Source organism: Pseudomonas extremorientalis (assembly GCF_001870465.1).
Lineage (GTDB): Bacteria > Pseudomonadota > Gammaproteobacteria > Pseudomonadales > Pseudomonadaceae > Aquipseudomonas > Aquipseudomonas extremorientalis.
Genome location: NZ_MDGK01000031.1, coordinates 1 through 24,968 on the forward strand (window position 1 = coordinate 1; position 24,968 = coordinate 24,968).

General features: G+C 55.2%; 27 protein-coding genes and 4 tRNA genes. All 31 read left to right on the top strand.

Annotation, left to right across the window (positions count from 1 at the left end):
• Window positions 1-160 precede the first annotated feature (160 nt).
• The 31 genes from birA to rplN all read left to right on the top strand — a co-directional run bounded on the left by birA (window position 161) and on the right by rplN (window position 24,966).
• The gene (gene birA, locus BFN10_RS11710) at window positions 161-1,120 is read left to right on the top strand and encodes a bifunctional biotin--[acetyl-CoA-carboxylase] ligase/biotin operon repressor BirA (protein WP_071489827.1); all 960 of its coding nucleotides are present in this window, start codon (window positions 161-163) and stop codon (window positions 1,118-1,120) included.
• Window positions 1,110-1,856: a pantothenate kinase gene (locus BFN10_RS11715; protein ID WP_071489828.1), complete on the top strand. Its 747-nt coding sequence runs from the start codon at window positions 1,110-1,112 to the stop codon at window positions 1,854-1,856. Before birA ends, BFN10_RS11715 begins: the two co-directional genes overlap by 11 nt.
• 7 nt (window positions 1,857-1,863) lie before the next feature.
• The gene (locus tag BFN10_RS11720) at window positions 1,864-2,310 is read left to right on the top strand and encodes a hypothetical protein (RefSeq protein WP_071489829.1); all 447 of its coding nucleotides are present in this window, start codon (window positions 1,864-1,866) and stop codon (window positions 2,308-2,310) included.
• Window positions 2,311-2,453: 143 nt separating this feature from the next.
• Window positions 2,454-2,538: transfer RNA gene (locus BFN10_RS11725), tRNA-Tyr, on the top strand.
• 24 nt (window positions 2,539-2,562) lie between these two features.
• Window positions 2,563-2,636 (top strand) — tRNA-Gly (locus tag BFN10_RS11730).
• Window positions 2,637-2,661: 25 nt separating this feature from the next.
• Window positions 2,662-2,737, top strand: a tRNA-Thr gene (locus BFN10_RS11735).
• A 161-nt stretch (window positions 2,738-2,898) separates the two neighbouring features.
• Window positions 2,899-2,974, top strand: a tRNA-Trp gene (locus tag BFN10_RS11740).
• Between the two features lie 45 nt (window positions 2,975-3,019).
• Window positions 3,020-3,388, top strand: coding sequence for a preprotein translocase subunit SecE (secE, locus tag BFN10_RS11745; RefSeq protein WP_071489830.1), 369 nt, complete (start codon window positions 3,020-3,022; stop codon window positions 3,386-3,388).
• Between the two features lie 9 nt (window positions 3,389-3,397).
• A complete protein-coding gene (gene nusG, locus BFN10_RS11750) occupies window positions 3,398-3,931 on the top strand; it encodes a transcription termination/antitermination protein NusG (RefSeq protein WP_003176436.1) in 534 nt (177 codons plus the stop codon).
• A gap of 117 nt (window positions 3,932-4,048) precedes the next feature.
• Complete coding sequence (gene rplK, locus BFN10_RS11755) at window positions 4,049-4,480, top strand: 50S ribosomal protein L11 (RefSeq protein WP_003176435.1); 432 nt, start codon at window positions 4,049-4,051, stop codon at window positions 4,478-4,480.
• A complete protein-coding gene (rplA, locus tag BFN10_RS11760; RefSeq protein WP_003232403.1) occupies window positions 4,480-5,175 on the top strand; it encodes a 50S ribosomal protein L1 in 696 nt (231 codons plus the stop codon). The genes rplK and rplA overlap by 1 nt, the downstream gene beginning before the upstream one ends.
• A gap of 200 nt (window positions 5,176-5,375) precedes the next feature.
• Window positions 5,376-5,876: a 50S ribosomal protein L10 gene (rplJ, locus tag BFN10_RS11765; RefSeq protein ID WP_016969477.1), complete on the top strand. Its 501-nt coding sequence runs from the start codon at window positions 5,376-5,378 to the stop codon at window positions 5,874-5,876.
• 78 nt (window positions 5,877-5,954) lie between these two features.
• Complete coding sequence (gene rplL / locus BFN10_RS11770) at window positions 5,955-6,320, top strand: 50S ribosomal protein L7/L12 (RefSeq protein ID WP_071489831.1); 366 nt, start codon at window positions 5,955-5,957, stop codon at window positions 6,318-6,320.
• 219 nt (window positions 6,321-6,539) lie between these two features.
• Window positions 6,540-10,613: a DNA-directed RNA polymerase subunit beta gene (rpoB, locus tag BFN10_RS11775; protein WP_019819139.1), complete on the top strand. Its 4,074-nt coding sequence runs from the start codon at window positions 6,540-6,542 to the stop codon at window positions 10,611-10,613.
• 64 nt (window positions 10,614-10,677) lie between these two features.
• Window positions 10,678-14,877 carry a DNA-directed RNA polymerase subunit beta' gene (rpoC, locus tag BFN10_RS11780; RefSeq protein ID WP_071489832.1) on the top strand — a complete coding sequence of 1,400 codons (4,200 nt, stop codon included), beginning with the start codon at window positions 10,678-10,680 and terminating at the stop codon, window positions 14,875-14,877.
• A gap of 217 nt (window positions 14,878-15,094) precedes the next feature.
• The gene (gene rpsL, locus BFN10_RS11785; protein ID WP_002555494.1) at window positions 15,095-15,466 is read left to right on the top strand and encodes a 30S ribosomal protein S12; all 372 of its coding nucleotides are present in this window, start codon (window positions 15,095-15,097) and stop codon (window positions 15,464-15,466) included.
• A 118-nt stretch (window positions 15,467-15,584) separates the two neighbouring features.
• Window positions 15,585-16,055 carry a 30S ribosomal protein S7 gene (gene rpsG / locus BFN10_RS11790; protein ID WP_002555493.1) on the top strand — a complete coding sequence of 157 codons (471 nt, stop codon included), beginning with the start codon at window positions 15,585-15,587 and terminating at the stop codon, window positions 16,053-16,055.
• A gap of 30 nt (window positions 16,056-16,085) precedes the next feature.
• Entirely contained in the window at window positions 16,086-18,191 is a 2,106-nt protein-coding gene (gene fusA, locus BFN10_RS11795) for an elongation factor G (RefSeq protein ID WP_010206921.1), read from the top strand.
• Window positions 18,192-18,221: 30 nt separating this feature from the next.
• Window positions 18,222-19,415, top strand: coding sequence for an elongation factor Tu (gene tuf, locus BFN10_RS11800; RefSeq protein WP_010206920.1), 1,194 nt, complete (start codon window positions 18,222-18,224; stop codon window positions 19,413-19,415).
• A gap of 158 nt (window positions 19,416-19,573) precedes the next feature.
• The gene (rpsJ, locus tag BFN10_RS11805) at window positions 19,574-19,885 is read left to right on the top strand and encodes a 30S ribosomal protein S10 (RefSeq protein WP_003186070.1); all 312 of its coding nucleotides are present in this window, start codon (window positions 19,574-19,576) and stop codon (window positions 19,883-19,885) included.
• 81 nt (window positions 19,886-19,966) lie between these two features.
• Entirely contained in the window at window positions 19,967-20,602 is a 636-nt protein-coding gene (gene rplC / locus BFN10_RS11810) for a 50S ribosomal protein L3 (protein ID WP_003194649.1), read from the top strand.
• A 12-nt stretch (window positions 20,603-20,614) separates the two neighbouring features.
• Complete coding sequence (rplD, locus tag BFN10_RS11815; RefSeq protein WP_003176424.1) at window positions 20,615-21,217, top strand: 50S ribosomal protein L4; 603 nt, start codon at window positions 20,615-20,617, stop codon at window positions 21,215-21,217.
• Window positions 21,214-21,513: a 50S ribosomal protein L23 gene (gene rplW, locus BFN10_RS11820; protein ID WP_002555488.1), complete on the top strand. Its 300-nt coding sequence runs from the start codon at window positions 21,214-21,216 to the stop codon at window positions 21,511-21,513. Before rplD ends, rplW begins: the two co-directional genes overlap by 4 nt.
• Window positions 21,514-21,527: 14 nt before the next feature.
• A complete protein-coding gene (gene rplB, locus BFN10_RS11825) occupies window positions 21,528-22,352 on the top strand; it encodes a 50S ribosomal protein L2 (RefSeq protein WP_003186055.1) in 825 nt (274 codons plus the stop codon).
• Between the two features lie 16 nt (window positions 22,353-22,368).
• Complete coding sequence (gene rpsS / locus BFN10_RS11830) at window positions 22,369-22,644, top strand: 30S ribosomal protein S19 (RefSeq protein WP_003232420.1); 276 nt, start codon at window positions 22,369-22,371, stop codon at window positions 22,642-22,644.
• Window positions 22,645-22,655: 11 nt separating this feature from the next.
• On the top strand, window positions 22,656-22,988 hold the full coding sequence (gene rplV / locus BFN10_RS11835; protein ID WP_003103908.1) for a 50S ribosomal protein L22: 333 nt from the start codon (window positions 22,656-22,658) through the stop codon (window positions 22,986-22,988).
• A 13-nt stretch (window positions 22,989-23,001) separates the two neighbouring features.
• On the top strand, window positions 23,002-23,688 hold the full coding sequence (gene rpsC / locus BFN10_RS11840) for a 30S ribosomal protein S3 (protein ID WP_003176422.1): 687 nt from the start codon (window positions 23,002-23,004) through the stop codon (window positions 23,686-23,688).
• Window positions 23,689-23,700: 12 nt separating this feature from the next.
• Window positions 23,701-24,114, top strand: coding sequence for a 50S ribosomal protein L16 (gene rplP, locus BFN10_RS11845; protein ID WP_003176421.1), 414 nt, complete (start codon window positions 23,701-23,703; stop codon window positions 24,112-24,114).
• On the top strand, window positions 24,114-24,305 hold the full coding sequence (rpmC, locus tag BFN10_RS11850; protein WP_002555481.1) for a 50S ribosomal protein L29: 192 nt from the start codon (window positions 24,114-24,116) through the stop codon (window positions 24,303-24,305). Before rplP ends, rpmC begins: the two co-directional genes overlap by 1 nt.
• A gap of 2 nt (window positions 24,306-24,307) precedes the next feature.
• Complete coding sequence (rpsQ, locus tag BFN10_RS11855; protein ID WP_003176419.1) at window positions 24,308-24,574, top strand: 30S ribosomal protein S17; 267 nt, start codon at window positions 24,308-24,310, stop codon at window positions 24,572-24,574.
• Between the two features lie 23 nt (window positions 24,575-24,597).
• Complete coding sequence (rplN, locus tag BFN10_RS11860; protein WP_002555479.1) at window positions 24,598-24,966, top strand: 50S ribosomal protein L14; 369 nt, start codon at window positions 24,598-24,600, stop codon at window positions 24,964-24,966.
• The last annotated feature ends 2 nt before the right edge of the window (window positions 24,967-24,968 follow it).

A 24,968-nucleotide genomic window follows, 5' to 3' on the forward strand; every position in this document is an offset into this window, starting at 1 on the left:
ATTAAATTCCAGAACCCCTGATTGCTAACGCAGTCAGGGGTTTTGTTTTGGGCGGTCGGAAAGTGCGCTGGGTATGGCCTCCAGCGCTAAAGTCCGGCCTTTCTATGCAATGACCCTGCGCATGGCTATCATGCGTGCCTCATTGTAAGGCGATGCTTGCATGCTGACGTTGTTGAAACTTCTGAAAGATGGCCGATTCCATTCCGGAGAAGCACTGGGTGCCGCCCTTGGCGTCAGTCGCAGTGCTGTATGGAAGCAGCTGCAGCACCTGGAAGCAGAGTTGAATCTGCCAATTCATAAGGTGCGAGGCAAGGGGTATCAGCTGGCATCCCCATTGGTGTTCTTGAGTGCTGAAGAGATTTCGCGGAGTGCGCCATCGCTAAGATGGCCCGTTCATATCTCCGACTCCATTGACTCCACTAATGCTGAAGCTTTGCGGCTGGTAGACGCTGGATGCGCGGCGCCGTTCCTGGTGCTCGCGGAGCAGCAAACTGCGGGAAGAGGTAGGAGAGGGCGAAAGTGGGTCAGCCCGTTCGCGCAAAACGTTTATTACAGCCTCGTATTGCGTATTGAGGCGGGGCTGCGCCAACTGGAGGGACTAAGCCTGGTTGTGGGTTTGGCGGTCGTGCAGGCCTTGCGCGAGTCTGGTGTTCAGGGCCTGGCCTTGAAGTGGCCGAACGATGTTTTGGTAGGGCAGAAGAAAATTGCTGGAATTTTGCTGGAATTGGTAGGTGATCCCGCGGATATCTGCCACGTGGTCCTGGGAATAGGTATCAACGTGAATATGCAGAGGGCTGACGAGGTCGATCAACAATGGACCTCAGTGCAGCTTGAGACGGGGGTTCGGGTGGATCGCAACCTTCTGGTGTCGCAACTGGGGCGGCAGCTGCAAGGCTACCTTGAGCGGCATCGGGAAGGCGGTTTTGTCGCGCTTCAGGGAGAGTGGGAGCAAAATCACGCTTGGCAGGGGCGGCCGGTCTCCCTTATCGCGGGTGTCCACCAGGTCGATGGGGTTGTGTTGGGTGTAGATCGTCAAGGGGCATTGCGCTTGAGTGTTGATGGCGTTGAGAAAGTATACAGTGGTGGTGAGTTAAGCCTGAGGTTGCGTGATGATTCTTGAGCTCGACTGTGGGAATAGCTTTATCAAATGGCGTGTACTAGCTGATAGTCCCGGTGCCTCGTCGGAGGGGGTGGTTGGTTCGGACCTGGCATTGATTGAAAGCCTGTTAGCCCTTCCTGGATTGTTGCTGACGCGCTGTCGCTTGGTGAGCGTTCGTGCGCTGGAAGAAACCAGCAAGCTGGTCGCGGCTCTGCATGAGGCATTCGGTATTGCTGTTTCGTGCGCTGCTCCCGCGCGTGAAATGGGCGGAGTGCGCAACGGTTACGAAGATTTCGAGCGGCTCGGCCTTGACCGCTGGTTGGCGATGCTAGGTGGATTCAAGCTCGCGCGAGGCGCTTGCCTGGTGCTTGATTTTGGTACGGCAGCCACAGCGGATTTCATTGCGGCCGATGGCGAGCACTTGGGCGGGTTCATTTGCCCGGGTATGCCTCTCATGCGCAATCAACTGCGAACTCACACGCGTAAAATACGCTACGACGACGCAGCTGCTGAAAGGGCGCTTGAGCGCCTCTCCCCTGGCCGTACGACCGTCGAGGCAGTGGAGCGCGGATGCACACTGATGCTGAGAGGGTTTGTACTCACTCAGTTAGAGTTGGCGCGAAGCTACTGGGGTGATGACTTCATCGTGTTCCTGACTGGGGGGGATGCTGATTTAGTGGCTGATGCAGTGCCGCAGGCGCGGCTCGTGCCCGATCTGGTGTTTGTCGGTTTGGCGATGGCTTGTCCTTTGTCCTGAGGTGGTTATGCGTTGGTTGTTTTTGCTTTTGCTTGTCCTCAACGCCTTCTATTACATTTGGCATCAGCAAGAAGCGCCGCTGCGCGCCAAGGATGTCACGCCTCTAAGCCTGTACAGGGGAGCGCAGCAGGAGATTCGGCTTCTCAGCGAATCTTCTGATGCCGTGGTGCGCAGAGACCGCGTAAAAGCATCTGAAGCGCAAAATACTTGCTTGTACATCGGTGGTTTTGCGGATCAGCGTCAAGCACAGTCTGTTGAGCAGCGGCTCACAAGTCTGGATATAAAGGTCAAGCTTCTATTGCTCAATACTACGGACGCCTCCGGCTATTGGCTTCGAGTAGCCCCTGAAAGCCGACGCCTGGCTGACGATCTGCCCTTTGAAAACCTTGCTAAGGAATTCAATGAGTTAAAACATAAAATAATGTTGTGCGAAGGCGTTGCAACTCTCGAATAGTTTGCATAGAATGGCGCCCGCTTCGCAGTGAAGACCTTATAGGTCAGCAGTGTGAAGCGAAGGTCAATGCAGCTAACCTCATATTTTTAAATGAGAAAATGCTTGACAGAAGGTCGGCGTAATGTAAAATGCCGGCTCGCTTAGGAGGGGTTCCCGAGCGGCCAAAGGGATCAGACTGTAAATCTGACGTCTACGACTTCGAAGGTTCGAATCCTTCCCCCTCCACCATTTTTAGCGTGAGCTGCAGGCTCCGCGGGTATAGTTTAGTGGTAGAACCTCAGCCTTCCAAGCTGATGATGCGGGTTCGATTCCCGCTACCCGCTCCAAGTTTGCAGGTTGTGCAGGTGTTTTGCTCTTGTAGCTCAGTTGGTAGAGCACACCCTTGGTAAGGGTGAGGTCAGCGGTTCAAATCCGCTCAAGAGCTCCATATAACAAGGCAGATATGAAAATATCTGCCTTTGTTTTAACAGCTGCCTCGGCTTGAAGGTGTTGAGTCTGGCGTTATTGTCAGGTGATTTCAGGTCTAGTGGGGTTGGTTGTTGTAAAGTCTTTTTCAGGCCTGCATAATGGTCGGCCTGATTTTGTTTTAGGTCAGTAGCTCAATTGGCAGAGCGACGGTCTCCAAAACCGTAGGTTGGGGGTTCGATTCCCTCCTGACCTGCCAGATTCACGTGGTGTGTCTGGCTTTCTTTTCACAGGATCTTCATAGATGACTCCTAAGGCTGAAGCTCAAAGCTCTCGTTTCGATCTGGTCAAGTGGCTTGCTGTAGTCGCCTTGGTGGTCGTAGGCGTTGTTGGCAATCAGTACTACTCTGCTTCGCCGATCCTGTACCGCGTGCTCGCATTACTTGCCCTTGCTGCTGTGGCTGCCTTTGTGGGCCTGCAAACCGCCAAAGGCAAATCTTTCGCGATCCTGGTAAAGGAAGCTCGCACCGAAATTCGTAAAGTCGTTTGGCCGACTCGCCAAGAAACCACGCAGACCACGTTGATCGTTGTGGCTGTTGTTCTGGTTATGGCGTTGCTGTTGTGGGGGCTTGATTCCCTGCTCGGCTGGCTTGTTTCCTTGATTGTTGGCTAAGGGTGTCCCGTGGCTAAGCGTTGGTACGTTGTTCATGCTTACTCGGGTTACGAGAAGCATGTTATGCGCTCTTTGCTGGAGCGCGTAAAGCTGGCAGGCATGGAAGATGGCTTCGGCGAAATTCTGGTTCCCACTGAAGAAGTGGTTGAAATGCGGAATGGTCAGAAGCGCAAAAGCGAACGCAAGTTCTTCCCTGGCTATGTGCTGGTTCAGATGGACATGAATGAAGGTACTTGGCACTTGGTCAAGGATACCCCTCGTGTCATGGGTTTCATTGGCGGTACCGCTGATAAGCCTGCTCCTATCACCGACAAAGAGGCAGAAGCGATTCTGCGCCGCGTTGCTGATGGTAGCGACAAGCCTAAGCCGAAGACGCTTTTCGAGCCGGGTGAGGTTGTTCGTGTCACAGATGGTCCGTTTGCTGATTTCAACGGTACTGTCGAAGAAGTTAACTACGAAAAGAGCCGGATCCAAGTGGCAGTGCTCATTTTCGGTCGCTCTACTCCGGTAGAGCTGGAGTTCAGCCAGGTCGAGAAGGTCTAGCTGACCAAGCATCCCAACCCCGCAGCCTTAGGCTGTGGGGTTTTGTCGTCACTGGGATAAACGCGCAAGTAACCGGGGAGCCTTTCGAGGCGTTTGAACCCGTAATTGGAGTGCCTCATGGCCAAGAAGATTACCGCTTACATCAAGCTGCAAGTGAAGGCCGCTCAGGCCAACCCTAGCCCACCCGTCGGTCCAGCTCTGGGTCAGCACGGCGTGAACATCATGGAATTCTGCAAGGCCTTCAACGCCCGTACTCAGGGTCTTGAGCCAGGTCTGCCGACTCCAGTGATCATCACTGTATACAGCGACCGTAGCTTCACTTTCGAAACCAAGTCGACTCCGGCTTCGGTTCTGTTGAAGAAAGCTGCTGGTCTGACTAGCGGTTCCGCTCGTCCTAACACCGTTAAGGTTGGCACCGTAACTCGTGCTCAGCTGGAAGAAATCGCGAAAACCAAAAACGCGGATCTGACTGCAGCTGATATGGATGCAGCCGTGCGTACCATCGCCGGTTCTGCTCGTAGCATGGGCCTTAACGTGGAGGGTGTGTAATGGCTAAGCTGACCAAGCGCCAAAAGGCTATCGCCGGCAAAATCGAAGCAGGCAAGGCCTACAACTTTGTAGACGCCGCTGCCCTGCTGACCGAGCTGTCGACTGTCAAGTTCAGCGAGTCTGTTGACGTTGCTGTAAACCTGGGTGTTGACCCACGTAAATCCGACCAGGTCGTTCGTAGCGCTACTGTGCTGCCACACGGTACTGGCAAGACTGTACGTGTAGCTGTCTTCACCCAAGGCCCAGCAGCTGAAGCTGCTCTGGCCGCTGGCGCTGACCGCGTTGGCATGGACGACCTGGCTGCCGAAATGAAAGGCGGCGACCTGAATTACGACGTAGTTATTGCATCCCCGGATGCAATGCGCGTTGTAGGTCAGTTGGGTCAGATCCTGGGTCCACGTGGCCTGATGCCTAACCCTAAAGTCGGCACCGTAACTCCAGACGTAGCTACCGCGGTTAAAAACGCCAAGGCTGGTCAGGTTCGTTATCGCACCGACAAAAACGGCATCATTCACACCTCCGTTGGCAAAGTCGGCTTCGATGCCGTCAAGCTGAAGGAAAACGTTGAAGCCCTGATCGCTGATCTGAAGCGTATCAAGCCAGCTTCTTCGAAAGGTATCTACGTCAAGCGCGTTACCCTGAGCACTACTATGGGCCCAGGTCTGGTCATCGACCAAGGCTCACTGGACGTATAAGACACAGATTGGTGCGAGCGATCGCGCCAATTGAAAAAAATTGGGGTCCCTGCCTGGCGGGGGCTATCCAAGACCGTAGGCGACGCAAGTCTTAAACCACAAGCCTACGCAGATGGTGCTCCCGGTTCCTTACCGAATCAGACACCAAAACGACATCCGGCTCCGGCCAGATGAAACGGTAACAAGCAGGAGTTAAACCCGTGGCAATTAATCTCGAAGACAAGAAGGCCATCGTCGCTGAAGTCAACGAGGCTGCCAAAGCTGCTCTGTCCGCTGTCGTGGCTGATGCCCGTGGTGTGACAGTAGGCGCTATGACCGGACTCCGTAAAGAGGCTCGTGAAGCTGGCGTATACGTACGTGTTGTACGTAACACCCTGCTCAAGCGCGCTGTTGCTGACACTGAATACAGTGTCCTCAACGACGTGTTCACCGGCCCGACTCTGATCGCGTTCTCCAAGGAACATCCAGGCGCTGCTGCCCGTTTGTTCAAGGAATTCGCCAAGAGTCAGGATAAGTTCGAGATCAAGGCAGCTGCGTTCGAGGGCAAGTTCCTCGCAGCTAACCAAATCGACGTACTGGCAACACTGCCGACCCGCGACGAAGCCATTTCGCAGCTGATGAGCGTGATTCAAGGCGCTACCAGCAAGCTGGCTCGTACTCTGGCCGCAGTTCGCGAGCAAAAAGAAGCTGCCGCAGCCTAAGGCTGAGCGACTTCTCTCGCGTATTTTTGTTTATTTCGATGGCCGAGTAGGCCGTCCCCCAATTCAGGAAATACAGCAATGTCTATCTCCCAAGACGATATCCTCAACGCCGTAGCTGAAATGTCGGTTCTGCAGGTTGTTGAGCTGATCAAAGCTTTCGAAGAAAAATTCGGCGTTTCCGCTGCCGCTGCTTCCGCTGGCCCAGCTGTTGCTGCTGTTGCTGCTGAAGAGCAAACCGAATTCAACGTCATGCTGGTAGAAGCTGGCGAGAAGAAAGTAAACGTGATCAAGGCAGTACGTGAACTGACCGGTCTGGGCCTGAAAGAAGCCAAGGCTGTAGTTGACGGCGCTCCTGCCCAGGTTCTGGAAGCAGTGTCGAAAGACGCCGCTGACAAAGCTAAAGCAGTGCTGGAAGAAGCAGGCGCTAAAGTCGAGCTGAAGTAAGCATCGACCTTGCGTCTCCAGCCCAAGCGTTAAGCTGAAGGCTGATGGCTGGTGGCTCTTGCCACCGGCCTTTTTCCGTTCTTGGCTGTCGACTCGGTCGCCGCCACTAACGCGCTGTAACCACCCGATGCGGTGGTGCAAACCATGGGGTTTGCAAGATTTTCTGGCTGCTCCCGTCGGAGGGGCCAAACAAGCAGGTGACCAAGCTGGGGAACGCTGATGGCTTACTCATATACTGAGAAAAAACGTATCCGCAAGGACTTTAGCAAGTTGCCGGACGTCATGGATGTCCCGTACCTTCTGGCTATCCAGCTGGATTCGTATCGTGAATTCTTGCAGGCGGGAGCGACCAAAGATCAGTTCCGCGACGTGGGCCTGCATGCGGCCTTCAAATCCGTTTTCCCGATCATCAGCTACTCCGGCAATGCTGCGCTGGAGTACGTCGGTTATCGCCTGGGCGAACCGGCATTTGATGTCAAAGAATGCGTGTTGCGCGGTGTTACTTACGCCGTACCTTTGCGGGTAAAAGTGCGCCTGATCATTTTCGACAAAGAATCGTCGAACAAAGCGATCAAGGACATCAAAGAGCAAGAAGTCTACATGGGCGAAATCCCATTGATGACCGAGAACGGTACCTTCGTTATCAATGGTACCGAGCGTGTGATCGTTTCCCAGCTGCACCGTTCCCCGGGCGTGTTCTTCGACCACGACCGCGGCAAGACGCACAGCTCCGGCAAGCTCCTGTACTCCGCGCGGATCATTCCGTACCGTGGTTCGTGGTTGGACTTCGAGTTCGACCCGAAAGACTGCGTGTTCGTGCGTATCGACCGTCGTCGCAAGCTGCCGGCCTCGGTACTGCTGCGCGCGCTCGGCTACACCACTGAGCAAGTGCTGGACGCTTTCTATACCACCAACGTGTTCAGCCTGAAGGATGAAACCCTCAAGCTGGAGCTGATCGCTTCGCGTCTGCGTGGTGAAATTGCCGTCCTGGACATCCAGGATGAAAAAGGCAAGGTCATTGTTGAAGCTGGCCGTCGTATCACTGCGCGCCACATCAACCAGATCGAAAAAGCCGGTATCAAAGAGCTGGAAGTGCCTCTGGACTACGTCCTGGGTCGTACTACCGCCAAGGTCATCGTTCACCCGGCTACAGGCGAAATCCTGGCTGAGTGCAACACCGAGCTGAACACCGAGATCCTGGCCAAAATCGCCAAGGCTCAGGTCGTTCGCATCGAGACCCTGTACACCAACGACATCGACTGCGGTCCGTTCATCTCCGACACACTGAAGATCGACTCCACCAGCAACCAATTGGAAGCGCTGGTCGAGATCTATCGCATGATGCGTCCTGGTGAGCCACCAACCAAAGACGCTGCCGAGACCCTGTTCAACAACCTGTTCTTCAGCCCTGAGCGCTATGACCTGTCTGCGGTCGGCCGGATGAAGTTCAACCGTCGTATCGGTCGTACCGAGATCGAAGGTTCGGGTGTGCTGTGCAAGGAAGACATCGTCGCGGTACTGAAGACCCTGGTCGACATCCGTAATGGCAAAGGCATCGTCGATGACATCGACCACCTGGGTAACCGTCGTGTTCGCTGTGTAGGCGAAATGGCCGAGAACCAGTTCCGCGTTGGCCTGGTACGTGTTGAACGTGCGGTCAAAGAGCGTCTGTCGATGGCGGAAAGCGAAGGCCTGATGCCGCAAGACCTGATCAACGCCAAGCCAGTAGCTGCGGCGGTGAAAGAGTTCTTCGGTTCCAGCCAGCTGTCCCAGTTCATGGACCAGAACAACCCGCTCTCCGAGATCACCCACAAGCGCCGTGTCTCCGCACTGGGCCCGGGCGGTCTGACCCGTGAGCGTGCCGGCTTTGAAGTGCGTGACGTACACCCGACGCACTACGGTCGTGTTTGCCCGATCGAAACGCCGGAAGGTCCGAACATCGGTCTGATCAACTCCCTGGCCGCTTATGCGCGCACCAACCAATACGGCTTCCTCGAGAGCCCGTACCGCGTGGTGAAAGACGCCCTGGTCACCGACGAGATCGTGTTCCTGTCCGCCATCGAAGAAGCTGATCACGTGATCGCTCAGGCTTCGGCCACGATGAACGACAAGAAAGTCCTGATCGACGAGCTGGTAGCTGTTCGTCACTTGAACGAGTTCACCGTCAAGGCGCCGGAAGACGTCACCTTGATGGACGTTTCGCCGAAGCAGGTAGTTTCGGTAGCAGCGTCGCTGATCCCGTTCCTGGAGCACGATGACGCCAACCGTGCGTTGATGGGTTCCAACATGCAGCGTCAAGCTGTACCGACCCTGCGCGCTGACAAGCCGCTGGTAGGTACCGGCATGGAGCGTAACGTAGCCCGTGACTCCGGCGTTTGCGTCGTGGCTCGCCGTGGCGGCGTAATCGACTCCGTTGATGCCAGCCGTATCGTGGTTCGTGTTGCCGATGACGAAGTTGAAACTGGCGAAGCCGGTGTCGACATCTACAACCTGACCAAATACACCCGCTCGAACCAGAACACCTGCATCAACCAGCGTCCGCTGGTGAGCAAGGGTGATCGCGTTCAGCGTAGCGACATCATGGCCGACGGCCCGTCCACCGACATGGGTGAACTGGCGCTCGGTCAGAACATGCGCATCGCGTTCATGGCATGGAACGGCTTCAACTTCGAAGACTCCATCTGCCTGTCCGAGCGTGTTGTTCAAGAAGACCGTTTCACCACGATCCACATTCAGGAACTGACCTGTGTGGCCCGTGACACCAAGCTTGGCCCAGAGGAAATCACTGCAGACATCCCGAACGTGGGTGAAGCTGCACTGAACAAGCTGGACGAAGCCGGTATCGTCTACGTAGGGGCTGAAGTAGGCGCAGGTGACATCCTGGTCGGTAAGGTCACTCCGAAAGGCGAGACCCAGCTGACTCCGGAAGAGAAACTGTTGCGTGCCATCTTCGGTGAAAAAGCCAGCGACGTTAAAGACACCTCCCTGCGTGTACCTACCGGTACCAAAGGTACTGTCATCGACGTACAGGTCTTCACCCGTGACGGCGTCGAGCGTGATGCTCGTGCACTGTCCATCGAGAAGACCCAGCTCGACGAGATCCGCAAGGATCTGAACGAAGAGTTCCGTATCGTTGAAGGCGCGACTTTCGAACGTCTGCGTTCCGCCCTGGTAGGCCATAAGGCTGAAGGCGGCGCAGGTCTGAAGAAAGGTCAGGACATCACCGACGAAATCCTCGACGGTCTTGAGCACGGCCAGTGGTTCAAACTGCGCATGGCTGAAGACGCTCTGAACGAGCAGCTCGAGAAGGCCCAGGCCTACATCGTTGATCGCCGCCGTCTGCTGGACGACAAGTTCGAAGACAAGAAGCGCAAACTGCAGCAGGGCGATGACCTGGCTCCAGGCGTGCTGAAAATCGTCAAGGTTTACCTGGCAATCCGTCGCCGCATCCAGCCGGGCGACAAGATGGCCGGTCGTCACGGTAACAAAGGTGTGGTCTCCGTGATCATGCCGGTTGAAGACATGCCGCACGATGCCAATGGCACCCCAGTCGACGTCGTCCTCAACCCGTTGGGCGTACCTTCGCGTATGAACGTTGGTCAGATCCTTGAAACCCACCTGGGCCTCGCGGCCAAAGGTCTGGGCGAGAAGATCAACCGTATGATCGAAGAGCAGCGCAAGGTCGCCGACCTGCGTAAGTTCCTGCACGAGATCTACAACGAGATCGGCGGTCGCAACGAAGAGCTGGACACCTTCTCTGACCAGGAAATCCTGGATCTGGCGAAGAACCTGCGCGGCGGTGTTCCAATGGCGACCCCGGTGTTCGACGGTGCCAAGGAAAGCGAAATCAAGGCCATGCTGAAACTGGCGGACCTGCCAGAAAGCGGCCAGATGCAGCTGTTCGACGGCCGTACCGGCAACAAGTTCGAGCGTCCGGTTACTGTTGGCTACATGTACATGCTGAAGCTGAACCACTTGGTAGACGACAAGATGCACGCTCGTTCTACCGGTTCGTACAGCCTGGTTACCCAGCAGCCGCTGGGTGGTAAGGCTCAGTTCGGTGGTCAACGTTTCGGGGAGATGGAGGTCTGGGCACTGGAAGCATACGGTGCTGCTTACACTCTGCAAGAAATGCTCACAGTGAAGTCGGACGATGTGAACGGTCGGACCAAGATGTACAAAAACATCGTGGACGGCGATCACCGTATGGAGCCGGGCATGCCCGAGTCCTTCAACGTGTTGATCAAAGAAATTCGTTCCCTCGGCATCGATATCGATCTGGAAACCGAATAACACGTGACGCGAATCGAGAGCGGGGCTGTTTAGCCCGCTCTCTGCTCCGCCAGGAGGAAAGGCCTTGAAAGACCTACTGAATTTGCTGAAAAACCAGGGTCAAGTCGAAGAGTTCGACGCCATCCGTATTGGGTTGGCATCGCCTGAGATGATCCGTTCGTGGTCGTTCGGTGAAGTTAAAAAGCCGGAAACCATCAACTACCGTACGTTCAAACCTGAGCGTGACGGCCTGTTCTGCGCCAAGATCTTTGGCCCGGTTAAGGATTACGAGTGCCTGTGCGGTAAGTACAAGCGCTTGAAGCATCGTGGTGTGATCTGCGAGAAGTGCGGCGTTGAAGTTGCACTGGCCAAGGTTCGTCGTGAGCGTATGGCGCACATCGAACTGGCTTCGCCGGTTGCTCACATCTGGTTCCTGAAATCGCTGCCGTCCCGTATCGGCTTGCTGATGGACATGACCCTGCGTGATATCGAACGCGTTCTCTACTTCGAGAGCTATGTCGTTATCGATCCAGGCATGACCACCCTTGAAAAAGGTCAGTTGCTGAACGACGAGCAGTACTTCGAAGCGCTGGAAGAATTCGGTGACGATTTCGATGCCCGCATGGGTGCCGAAGCTGTCCGCGAACTGCTGCACGCTATCGACCTGGAACACGAGATTGGCCGCCTGCGTGAAGAAATTCCGCAAACCAACTCCGAAACCAAGATCAAGAAACTGTCCAAGCGTCTGAAGTTGATGGAAGCCTTCCAGGGTTCCGGCAACTTGCCAGAGTGGATGGTGCTGACCGTTCTGCCGGTTCTGCCGCCAGACCTGCGTCCGCTGGTACCGTTGGACGGTGGTCGTTTCGCGACGTCCGACCTCAACGACCTGTACCGCCGCGTGATCAACCGTAACAACCGCTTGAAGCGCCTGCTTGATCTGTCCGCTCCGGACATCATCGTGCGCAACGAAAAGCGTATGTTGCAAGAAGCTGTCGATGCCTTGCTCGACAACGGTCGCCGTGGCCGCGCTATCACCGGTTCCAACAAGCGTCCTCTGAAATCCTTGGCTGACATGATCAAGGGTAAGCAAGGTCGTTTCCGTCAGAACTTGCTCGGTAAGCGTGTTGACTACTCTGGTCGTTCGGTAATTACCGTAGGCCCGACCCTGCGTCTGCACCAGTGCGGCCTGCCTAAGAAGATGGCACTTGAGCTGTTCAAGCCATTCATCTTCGGCAAGCTGGAAATGCGCGGTCTTGCGACCACCATCAAAGCGGCCAAGAAAATGGTCGAGCGCGAACTGCCAGAGGTTTGGGACGTTCTCGCTGAGGTGATCCGCGAACACCCGGTTCTCCTCAACCGTGCACCGACCCTTCACCGTCTGGGTATCCAGGCGTTTGAACCGGTACTGATCGAAGGTAAGGCTATCCAGCTGCACCCGTTGGTCTGTGCTGCGTACAACGCCGACTTCGACGGCGACCAAATGGCCGTGCACGTACCGCTGACACTGGAAGCCCAGTTGGAAGCACGTGCATTGATGATGTCGACCAACAACATTCTGTCGCCAGCCAACGGTGAGCCAATCATCGTTCCGTCGCAGGACGTTGTATTGGGTCTGTACTACATGACGCGTGAAGCGATCAACGCCAAGGGCGAAGGTCGTGTGTTCGCTGACCTGCAAGAAGTTGACCGTGTGTTCCGTGCCGGCGAAGCCGCATTGCACGCCAAGGTCAAAGTGCGGATCAACGAAACCGTCAACGACCGTGACGGCGGCAGCGTGACCAACACTCGTATCGTCGACACCACTGTCGGCCGTGCGCTGTTGTATCAAGTTGTGCCAAAAGGTCTGTCGTACGACGTCGTCAACCTGCCGATGAAGAAAAAGGCGATCTCCAAGTTGATCAACCAGTGCTACCGCGTGGTTGGTTTGAAAGAGACCGTGATCTTCGCTGACCAGTTGATGTATACCGGTTTTGCTTACTCGACCATTTCCGGCGTTTCCATCGGCGTTAACGACTTTGTTATCCCGGATGAAAAAGCCCGCATCATCGGTGCTGCCACCGAAGAAGTGAAAGAAATCGAAAGCCAGTACGCCTCCGGCCTGGTAACCCAGGGTGAGAAGTACAACAAGGTAATCGACCTTTGGTCCAAAGCGAACGATGAAGTTTCCAAGGCGATGATGGCCAACCTCTCGAAAGAGAAAGTCATCGACCGTCATGGCGACGAAGTTGACCAAGAGTCCTTCAACTCGATGTACATGATGGCCGACTCGGGCGCACGGGGTTCTGCTGCGCAGATCCGTCAGCTCGCCGGTATGCGTGGCCTGATGGCCAAGCCGGACGGTTCCATCATCGAAACGCCGATTACTGCGAACTTCCGTGAAGGTTTGAGCGTACTTCAGTACTTCATCTCGACTCACGGTGCTCGTAAGGGTCTTGCGGATACCGCGTTGAAAACTGCTAACTCCGGTTACCTGACTCGTCGTCTGGTAGACGTTGCACAAGATCTTGTTGTAACCGAGATTGATTGCGGCACCGAGCATGGCCTGCTGATGACGCCGCACATTGAAGGCGGTGACGTTGTAGAACCGCTGGGTGAGCGCGTATTGGGTCGTGTGATTGCCCGTGACGTATTCAAGCCAGGTACCGAGGAAGTTATTGTTCCTGCCGGCACCCTGGTAGACGAGAAGTGGGTCGAGTTCATCGAACTCAACAGCATCGACGAAGTGATCGTTCGCTCGCCGATCAGCTGCGAAACCCGCTACGGCATCTGCGCCAAATGCTACGGCCGTGACTTGGCTCGTGGTCACCAGGTGAACATCGGTGAAGCGGTCGGCGTTATCGCTGCCCAGTCCATCGGTGAGCCGGGTACCCAGCTGACGATGCGTACGTTCCACATCGGTGGTGCGGCAAGCCGGACCTCCGCAGCCGACAGCGTTCAGGTGAAGAATGGCGGTACCGTCCGTCTGCATAACCTGAAACACGTTGAGCGAGTGGATGGCCACCTGGTTGCCGTGTCCCGTTCCGGTGAGCTGGCAATCGCTGATGACTACGGTCGTGAGCGCGAGCGTTACAAACTGCCGTACGGTGCTGTGATTTCGGTTAAAGAAGGTGACAAGGTCGACGCTGGCGCAATCGTGGCCAAGTGGGATCCGCACACTCACCCAATTGTTACCGAAATGAAAGGTACCGTGACCTACGTGGGCATGGAAGAAGGCATCACGATCAAGCGTCAGACTGACGAATTGACCGGTATGACCAACATTGAAGTACTCGACGCGAAAGATCGTCCAGCTGCCGGTAAAGACATCCGTCCTGCCGTGAAGATGGTCGATGACAACGGCAAGGACTTGTTGCTGCCAGGCACTGACGTAATCGCTCAGTACTTCCTGCCAGCCAACGCCCTGGTCGGTGTAGCGGATGGTGCGAAGATCGCGATCGGTGATGTTATCGCGCGTATCCCGCAAGAAACTTCGAAAACCCGTGACATCACCGGTGGTCTGCCGCGTGTTGCCGACTTGTTCGAAGCTCGTCGTCCGAAAGAAGCGTCGATTCTGGCTGAAGTCAGCGGCACCATCGCGTTCGGTAAAGAGACCAAGGGCAAGCGCCGTCTGGTCATTACGCCGAACGACGGTAGCGATCCGTATGAAGAGCTGATTCCGAAGTGGCGTCACCTGAACGTGTTCGAAGGCGAACAGGTAAACCGCGGCGAAGTTATCTCCGACGGCCCGAGCGATCCACACGACATCCTGCGTCTGCTGGGTGTGAGTGCGCTGGCCAAGTACATCGTTAACGAGATCCAGGACGTTTACCGCCTGCAAGGCGTGAAGATCAACGATAAGCACATCGAGACCATCCTGCGTCAGATGCTGCGTAAAGTTGAAATCGCTGAATCCGGCGATTCCAGTTTCATCAAGGGCGACCAGATGGAACTGACTCACGTGCTGGTGGAAAACGAGCGCTTGGCGACCGAAGACAAATTCGTGTCCAAGTTCACTCGCGTGCTGCTGGGTATCACCAAGGCGTCGTTGTCGACTGAATCGTTCATCTCGGCGGCCTCCTTCCAGGAGACCACTCGCGTACTGACCGAAGCAGCGGTAACCGGCAAGCGCGATTACCTGCGCGGCCTGAAAGAAAACGTGGTTGTGGGTCGTCTGATCCCAGCCGGTACCGGTTTGGCTTACCACAGCGAGCGTAAACGCCGCCGTGATGCTGACAAGCCGTTGCGCGTAAGCGCCAGTGAAGTGGAAGCTGCACTGACCGAAGCGCTGAACTCCAGCGGTAACTGAGTTCTGCGATAAATAAGTCCGGGCCCTGGTAGCCCCCATTCGTCGGATCGAGGCAGTTTTGTCCCGGTTCGATGAGAGGGGATGTCGGGGCCTTGCCTTGACTGGGGGCAAGATCCTCTTTAGACTCTTGTACCCCTAAATTTGGCGGGAATTCGTTCCTGCCATTTTGCTTTTCTTGCAAGACAATAGCGTCGCAAGACAACAGTGGAGCTAGTAGATGGCAACTATCAACCAGCTGGTACGTCAGCCGCGTAAGCGTATCGTCGAGAAATCCGACGTGCCTGCGCTGCAGAACTGCCCGCAACGTCGTGGCGTATGCACTCGCGTGTATACCACTACGCCGAAAAAACCTAACTCGGCACTGCGTAAAGTATGCCGTGTGCGCCTGACCAACGGTTTCGAGGTTTCCTCGTACATCGGTGGTGAAGGTCACAACCTGCAAGAGCACAGCGTGGTACTGATCCGCGGCGGTCGTGTAAAAGACTTGCCAGGTGTTCGTTATCACACCGTTCGCGGCTCCTTGGATACTTCCGGCGTTAAAGGTCGTAACCAGGGTCGTTCGAAGTACGGTACCAAGAAGCCTAAGTAGTAGCGGCTTTTTGTAACACTGAATCATCTTATTTTCTGAGTCGATAAGAGTAAGGTCGGAGGCGTCCCGAAAGGGCACCGATTCCGAGCGAACCTGAAGACCGTTTGAGGGCTTATCCATGCCAAGAAGACGCGTAGCAGCCAAGCGCGAAGTGCTTGACGATCCAAAATACGGAAGCCAAATTCTGGCCAAGTTCATGAACCACGTAATGGAGAGCGGCAAGAAAGCCGTTGCCGAGCGTATCGTTTATGGCGCGCTGGAAAAGGTTAAAGAACGCAAGAACAGCGACCCCCTGGAAATCTTCGAGAAAGCTCTCGACGCCATCGCTCCGCTGGTCGAAGTGAAGTCGCGCCGTGTAGGCGGTGCTACTTACCAGGTTCCGGTTGAAGTTCGTCCGTCCCGTCGTAACGCTCTGGCAATGCGCTGGTTGGTAGACTTCGCCCGTAAGCGCGGCGAGAAGTCTATGGCTCTGCGTTTGGCCGGCGAGCTGTTGGACGCTGCTGAAGGTAAAGGTGCTGCTGTTAAGAAGCGTGAAGACGTGCACCGTATGGCTGAAGCTAACAAAGCTTTCTCGCACTACCGCTTCTAATCTTAGCTTCACTAATTTTGCGAGGGCTTTATGGCTCGTACTACTCCGATTAGCCGCTACCGTAACATCGGTATCGTTGCTCACGTGGATGCTGGTAAAACCACCACCACCGAGCGCGTACTGTTTTACACCGGCAAAAGTCACAAAATGGGCGAGGTGCATGACGGCGCCGCGACCACAGACTGGATGGTTCAGGAGCAGGAGCGTGGTATTACCATTACTTCTGCTGCTATTACCGCCTTCTGGAAGGGTTCCGAGAAGCAGTACAAAGACGAGCATCGCTTCAACGTAATCGATACACCGGGCCACGTAGACTTCACCATTGAAGTTGAACGTTCCCTGCGCGTACTCGACGGCGCTGTCGTTGTGTTCTGCGGTACCTCGGGTGTTGAGCCTCAGTCGGAAACCGTATGGCGTCAAGCCAACAAATACGGCGTTCCACGTCTTGTTTACGTAAACAAGATGGACCGTGCTGGCGCCAACTTCCTGCGCGTGATCGGTCAGATCAAGCAGCGTCTGGGTCACACCCCGGTGCCAATCCAATTGGCTATCGGTTCCGAAGACAACTTCCAGGGTCAGATCGATCTGATCAACATGGAAGCGGTTTACTGGAATGACTCCGACAAAGGCATGGTGCCTGTTCGTAAGCCTATCCCTGCAGAACTGCAGGAGCTGGCTGACGAGTGGCGCAACAACATGGTCGAGGCTGCGGCCGAAGCCAGCGAAGAGCTGATGAACAAGTACCTCGAGGGTGAAGAACTCACCAACGTGGAAATCAAGGCTGCTCTGCGTCAGCGTACTATCGCTGGTGAGATCGTCCTGGCTGTTTGTGGTTCTTCCTTCAAGAACAAGGGTGTTCCCCTGGTTCTCGACGCTGTTATCGACTACCTGCCGGCTCCAACCGACATTCCTGCTATCAAGGGTACCAACCCTGATAACGAGGAAGAAGAAATGGAGCGTCACGCCGATGACAGCGAGCCGTTCTCGGCTCTGGCGTTCAAGATCGCTACCGACCCATTCGTGGGTACTTTGACCTTCGTCCGCGTTTACTCGGGCGTGTTGGCCTCCGGCGACGGCGTGATCAACTCGGTTAAAGGCAAGAAAGAGCGCGTGGGTCGTATGGTGCAAATGCACGCAAACGCCCGTGAAGAGATCAAGGAAGTACGCGCTGGTGACATCGCGGCCCTGATCGGCATGAAGGACGTCACCACGGGTGAGACTTTGTGCGACGCTGCCAAGCCAATCATCCTGGTTCGCATGGACTTCCCGGAGCCGGTTATTTCGGTTGCCGTAGAGCCTAAGACCAAGGATGACCAGGAAAAAATGGGTATCGCTCTGGGCAAGCTTGCTCAGGAAGATCCATCTTTCCGCGTCAAGACTGATGAAGAGACTGGTCAAACGATCATCTCCGGCATGGGCGAGCTGCACCTGGACATCCTGGTTGACCGGATGCGCCGTGAGTTCAACGTCGAAGCCAACATCGGTAAGCCTCAGGTTTCCTATCGTGAGCGCATCACGAAGAACTGTGAAATCGAAGGCAAGTTCGTTCGTCAGTCCGGCGGTCGTGGTCAGTTCGGTCACTGCTGGATCCGTTTTGCTCCTGCTGACGAAGGTCAGGAAGGTCTGCAATTCGTGAACGAAGTGGTAGGTGGTGTGGTTCCTAAGGAATACATCCCTGCTATCCAGAAGGGTATCGAAGAGCAGATGAAGAACGGTGTTGTTGCCGGCTATCCGCTGATCGGCCTGAAAGCAACCGTTTTTGACGGTTCTTACCACGACGTCGACTCCAACGAGATGGCGTTTAAGGTGGCTGCTTCCATGGCAACCAAGCAACTGGCCCAGAAGGGCGGTGGTGAGTTGCTTGAGCCAATCATGGCGGTAGAAGTTGTTACACCTGAAGACTATATGGGTGATGTCATGGGCGACCTTAACCGTCGTCGCGGCATGATCTTGGGTATGGAAGACACGGTTTCCGGCAAAGTGATTCGCGCCGAGGTTCCGTTGGGTGAGATGTTCGGTTACGCGACCGACGTTCGCTCCATGTCCCAGGGTCGCGCAAGCTACTCTATGGAATTCAAAAAATACAACACAGCTCCGGCGCACATCGCTGAAACTGTATCCAAAAAACAAGGCTGATTCAGTCCTTTAGGCAAGGAGTTAATTGTCGTGGCTAAAGAAAAATTTGATCGTTCCCTACCGCACGTAAACGTTGGCACCATCGGCCACGTTGACCACGGTAAAACTACTCTGACCGCTGCTCTGACTCGCGTCTGCTCCGAAGTTTTCGGTTCGGCTCGTGTTGACTTCGACAAGATCGACAGCGCACCAGAAGAAAAAGCTCGTGGTATCACCATCAACACCGCTCACGTTGAGTACAACTCGACTATTCGTCACTACGCTCACGTTGACTGCCCAGGTCACGCTGACTACGTGAAGAACATGATCACTGGTGCTGCCCAGATGGACGGCGCGATCCTGGTTTGCTCGGCCGCTGATGGTCCGATGCCACAAACCCGTGAACACATCCTGCTGTCCCGTCAGGTAGGCGTTCCGTACATCGTGGTTTTCCTGAACAAGGCTGACCTGGTAGACGACGCTGAGCTGCTGGAACTGGTTGAGATGGAAGTGCGCGATCTGCTGAGCACTTACGACTTCCCAGGTGACGACACTCCGATCATCATCGGTTCTGCTCGTATGGCTCTGGAAGGCAAAGACGACAACGAAATGGGCACCACTGCCGTTCGTAAACTGGTTGAGACTCTGGACAGCTACATCCCAGAACCAGTTCGTCTGACCGACAAGCCGTTCCTGATGCCAATCGAAGACGTATTCTCGATCTCCGGTCGCGGTACTGTTGTGACTGGTCGTATCGAGCGCGGTATCGTTCGCGTTCAAGATCCACTGGAAATCGTTGGCCTGCGTGACACTACCGTCACCACCTGCACCGGTGTTGAAATGTTCCGTAAGCTGCTCGACGAAGGTCGTGCTGGCGAGAACTGCGGTGTTCTGCTGCGTGGTACCAAGCGTGACGACGTTGAGCGTGGCCAGGTTCTGGTTAAACCAGGTTCGGTTAAGCCTCACACCAAGTTCACCGCAGAAGTTTACGTTCTGAGCAAGGAAGAAGGCGGTCGTCACACTCCGTTCTTCAAAGGCTACCGTCCACAGTTCTACTTCCGTACTACTGACGTGACCGGTAACTGCGAACTGCCAGAAGGCGTTGAAATGGTAATGCCAGGCGATAACATTCAAATGACTGTTACCCTGATCAAAACCATCGCAATGGAAGACGGTCTGCGCTTCGCTATCCGTGAAGGCGGCCGTACCGTTGGTGCTGGCGTTGTAGCTAAAATCATCGAGTAATTATCTCTTCTGAGATAGCTCGGTTTTTTGAGAAGGCCCCCGCTTAGCGGGGGCCTTTTTTATTGGGTTGACACCCATCGGGGGCGTCTATAGAATTGCGCCTCCTTTTAACGGGCGCATTGCGCCCGGTGGGAATAGCAGCCGGAGTCTGAAATCCAATGCAAAATCAGCAAATCCGTATCAGGTTGAAGGCTTTTGACCATCGCCTGATCGACCAATCCACCCAGGAAATCGTGGAAACCGCGAAACGTACTGGTGCTCAAGTGCGTGGTCCAATTCCACTGCCTACCCGTAAAGAGCGGTTCACCGTTCTGGTCTCCCCGCACGTCAACAAAGACGCGCGTGACCAGTACGAGATCCGTACTCATAAGCGCGTACTGGACATCGTCCAGCCAACGGATAAAACCGTTGATGCACTTATGAAGCTCGATCTGGCGGCCGGTGTGGAAGTACAGATCAGCCTCGGCTAAGACTCGGGTCTTAGTCGTGTAACGCTCTGAAATGGGCGGCCATAGCGGGTGAAAGCCCCGTACACTCATGAGGTTTACAACATGACTATTGGTGTAGTCGGTCGTAAATGCGGTATGACCCGTATTTTCACCGAAGAAGGTGTCTCCATTCCGGTCACGGTCATTGAGATCGAGCCGAATCGCGTCACCCAGTTCAAAACTGAAGAAACCGATGGCTATCGTGCAGTGCAAGTCACTGTCGGCGAGCGTCGTGCTTCGCGTGTGACTGCTGCTCAAGCAGGCCACTTCGCTAAAGCAAACGTTGCAGCTGGTCGCACCGTTATGGAGTTCCGTCTTGAAGACGGCGACTACCAGGCTGGCGATCTGATCAACGCTGAAATCTTCGCTGCTGGTCAACTGGTTGATGTAACCGGTCAGTCCAAAGGTAAAGGCTTCCAGGGTACGATCAAGCGTTGGAATTTCCGTGGCCAAGACAACACTCACGGTAACTCCGTTTCCCACCGCGTCCCGGGCTCTATTGGCCAGTGCCAGACTCCTGGTCGTGTATTCAAGGGCAAAAAAATGTCCGGTCATATGGGCGCTGAGCGCGTGACCGTGCAGTCCCTCGAAGTAGTGCGCGTCGACGCTGAACGCAATCTGTTGTTGGTCAAGGGTGCTGTTCCTGGCGCTACTGGCGGCAACCTGGTTGTACGTCCAGCGGCCAAGGCTCGCGGTTAAGGGGAAGCTGACATGCAATTAAATGTAAATGACGCTCAAGCGATCGAAGTTTCCGAACTGACATTTGGCGGCGAATTCAACGAGACGCTGGTTCACCAAGCAGTCGTGGCCTACATGGCCGGCGGCCGTCAAGGTAGCAAGCAGCAAAAGACCCGTTCCGACGTACGTGGTGGCGGTAAGCGCCCTTGGCGTCAGAAAGGTACTGGCCGTGCTCGTGCCGGTACTATCCGTAGCCCAATCTGGCGTGGCGGCGGTACCACTTTCGCAGCTCGTCCGCAGGATCACTCGCAGAAGCTCAACAAGAAGATGTACCGCGCAGCTCTGCGCTCCATCCTTGCTGAACTCGTGCGTACTGACCGTCTGGTCGTGGTTCAGGACTTCGCTGTTGAAAGCCCGAAAACCAAAGATCTGCTGGGCAAACTGAACAACATGAGCCTGACCGACGTTTTGATCGTGTCGGAAGCTGTTGATCAGAACCTGTACCTGGCTGCTCGCAACCTGCCACACGTTGATGTACGTGACGTGCAAGGTTCCGATCCAGTTAGTCTGATCGCATACGACAAGGTGTTGATCACCGTGTCGGCCGTGAAGAAATTCGAGGAGCTGCTGGGATGAACCAGGAACGCGTATTTAAAGTTCTGCTTGGCCCGCACGTTTCCGAAAAGGCTACGGTTCTGGCTGACAAGAAGGGCCAGTTCGTTTTCAAGGTTGCAACTGACGCAACCAAGCTGGAAATCAAGAAGGCCGTCGAAAGCCTGTTCAGCGTGAAAGTAGAGCGTGTTACTACCCTGAATGTTCTGGGTAAGAGCAAGCGCACTGCTCGCGGTCTGGGCAAGCGTAATGACTGGAAGAAGGCAGTTATCTCCCTTCAGCCAGGCCAAGATCTCGATTTCAGCAGCAGTGCTGAGTAAGGAAGGGGTGCATCATGGCAATCGTTAAATGCAAACCGACTTCCCCTGGCCGCCGTTTTGTGGTCAAGGTGGTCAACCAGGAGCTGCATAAAGGCGCTCCTCACGCACCGCTGCTCGAGAAAAAATCGAAGTCTGGTGGTCGTAACAACAATGGTCGCATTACCACTCGTCACATCGGTGGTGGCCATAAGCAGCATTATCGTCTGGTCGACTTCCGTCGCAACGACAAAGATGGCATCGCTGCCACTGTCGAGCGTATCGAATACGATCCAAACCGTACTGCTCACATCGCTCTGCTGTTGTACGCAGATGGCGAGCGTCGCTACATCATCGCCCCTAAAGGCGTGAGCGCTGGCGACCAGCTGATCGCAGGTGCCCTGGCACCGATCAAGCCGGGCAACGCTCTGCAACTGCGCAACATTCCAGTTGGTAGCACCGTACACGGCATCGAATTGAAGCCAGGTAAAGGCGCGCAAATCGCTCGTTCCGCTGGTGCTTCGGCTCAGCTGATCGCTCGTGAAGGTGTCTACGTGACCCTGCGTCTGCGTTCTGGTGAGATGCGTAAAGTGCTGGCTGAATGCCGCGCGACCCTGGGCGAAGTCTCGAACTCCGAGCACAGCCTGCGTTCGCTGGGTAAAGCTGGTGCCAAACGCTGGCGTGGCGTTCGCCCAACCGTTCGTGGTGTTGCCATGAACCCGGTTGACCACCCACACGGTGGTGGTGAAGGTCGTACCTCTGGTGGTCGTCATCCGGTATCGCCATGGGGCTTCCCGACTAAGGGCGCGAAGACTCGTGGTAATAAGCGTACCGACAAAATGATCGTCCGTCGTCGCAAGTAAATAGAGGGATACGACAGTGCCACGTTCTCTGAAAAAAGGTCCTTTTATTGATCTTCACCTACTGAAGAAGATCGAAGTGGCGGCGGAAAAGAACGATCGCAAACCAGTTAAGACCTGGTCGCGTCGTTCGATGATCCTGCCACAAATGGTCGGTCTGACCATCGCTGTACACAACGGTCGCTTGCACGTCCCAGTTCTCGTGAACGAAGACATGGTCGGCCACAAACTAGGCGAGTTTGCCGGTACCCGCACTTATCGTGGGCACGTGGCAGACAAGAAAGCCAAGCGTTAAGGGGTAAGGAAATGGAAGTAGCCGCTAAGTTGTCGGGCGCTCGAATCTCCGCCCAGAAAGCCCGCTTGGTCGCCGACCAGATCCGCGGGAAGAAGGTGGGCGAAGCGCTCAACCTGTTGGCTTTCAGCAGTAAGAAAGCCGCCGAGATCATGAAGAAAGTGCTGGAGTCGGCCGTAGCCAACGCCGAGCATAACGAAGGCGCAGACGTTGATGACCTGAAGGTCAGCACCGTTTTCGTCAACGAAGGGCGTTCGCTGAAGCGCATCATGCCACGTGCCAAAGGCCGTGCTGATCGCATCGTCAAGCGGTCTTGCCATATCACTGTCAAGGTTGCTGACAAGTAACGGAGTCGAAGAGATGGGTCAGAAAGTACATCCCATTGGCATTCGCCTGGGAATCGTCAAGGAGCACACCTCCGTCTGGTACGCAGACGGTCGGACTTATGCGGACTACTTGTTCGCTGATCTGAAGGTGCGTGAGTATCTCCAAGACAAACTAAAAAGCGCGTCCGTAAGCCGTATCGATATCCATCGTCCGGCGCAAACTGCACGTATCACCATCCACACCGCTCGTCCAGGTATCGTTATCGGGAAGAAAGGTGAAGATGTTGAGAAACTGCGTCAGGACCTGACCAAGCAAATGGGTGTGCCTGTGCACATCAATATCGAAGAGATCCGCAAGCCGGAGCTCGACGGTATGCTGGTTGCGCAGAGCGTAGCTCAGCAGCTGGAGCGTCGCGTAATGTTCCGTCGCGCTATGAAGCGCGCTGTACAGAACGCCATGCGCATTGGTGCCAAAGGCATCAAAATCCAAGTGAGCGGTCGTCTCGGCGGTGCTGAAATCGCACGTACTGAATGGTATCGCGAAGGTCGTGTGCCACTGCACACCCTGCGTGCCGACATCGACTATGCCAACTACGAAGCTCACACCACTTACGGTGTGATCGGTGTAAAGGTTTGGATCTTCAAAGGCGAAGTAATTGGTGGTCGCCAAGAAGAACTGAAACCACAAGCACCAGCGCCTCGTAAAAAAGCTGCTAAGTAAGGGGTACGCCAAATGTTGCAACCTAAGCGTACGAAGTTCCGCAAGCAGATGACAGGCCACAACCGTGGTCTGGCTCAGCGCGGTAGCAAAGTCAGCTTCGGCGAGTTCGCGCTGAAGTCTGTAGCTCGTGGTCGTCTCACCGCTCGTCAGATCGAGTCAGCGCGTCGTGCTCTGACCCGTCACGTAAAACGTGGCGGCAAGATCTGGATCCGTGTATTCCCGGACAAGCCGATCTCCAAAAAACCTCTCGAGGTTCGGATGGGTAAAGGTAAGGGTAACGTGGAGTACTGGGTAGCCCAGATTCAGCCAGGCAAAGTCCTGTATGAAATCGAGGGTGTTTCTGAAGAGCTGGCGCGTGAGGCTTTCGCCCTGGCTGCTGCAAAGCTGCCGCTCGCCACCTCCTTTGTTAAACGGACGGTGATGTGATGAAAGCGAATGAACTTCGTGAAAAATCCGCACAGCAGCTGAACGAGCAACTGCTCGGCCTGCTGCGCGACCAGTTCAATCTGCGTATGCAGAAAGCAACTGGCCAGTTGGGGCAGTCTCATCTGCTCTCGCAAGTTAAGCGTGACATCGCTCGCGTGAAGACTGTGCTCAACCAGCAGGCAGGTAAGTGATCATGGCTGAAGCCGAAAAGACTGTCCGTACGCTGACTGGCCGTGTTGTCAGCGACAAGATGGACAAAACCATCACCGTTCTGATCGAGCGTCGCGTTAAGCACCCGATCTACGGTAAATATGTTAAGCGTTCGACTAAGCTGCACGCGCACGACGAAACCAATCAGTGCCACATCGGCGACAAAGTCACTATTCGTGAAACTCGTCCGCTGGCCAAGACCAAGTCTTGGGCACTGGTTGATGTTCTCGAACGCGCTGTGGAAGTCTAAGGACTAGGGGTCGGAGAAATTATATGATTCAGACTCAATCCATGCTCGATGTGGCCGATAACAGCGGCGCTCGCCGTGTTATGTGCATCAAGGTGCTGGGTGGCTCCCATCGTCGTTACGCTGGTATCGGTGACATCATCAAAGTTACCGTGAAGGAAGCAATTCCTCGCGGTAAAGTGAAAAAAGGCCAAGTGATGACTGCTGTTGTAGTCCGCACTCGTCACGGCGTACGTCGTGCTGATGGCTCCATTATCCGCTTTGATGGCAACGCTGCTGTTCTTCTGAACAACAAGCAAGAGCCGATCGGCACCCGTATCTTTGGGCCAGTGACCCGTGAGCTTCGTACTGAGAAGTTCATGAAGATCGTCTCGCTCGCCCCAGAAGTGCTGTAAGG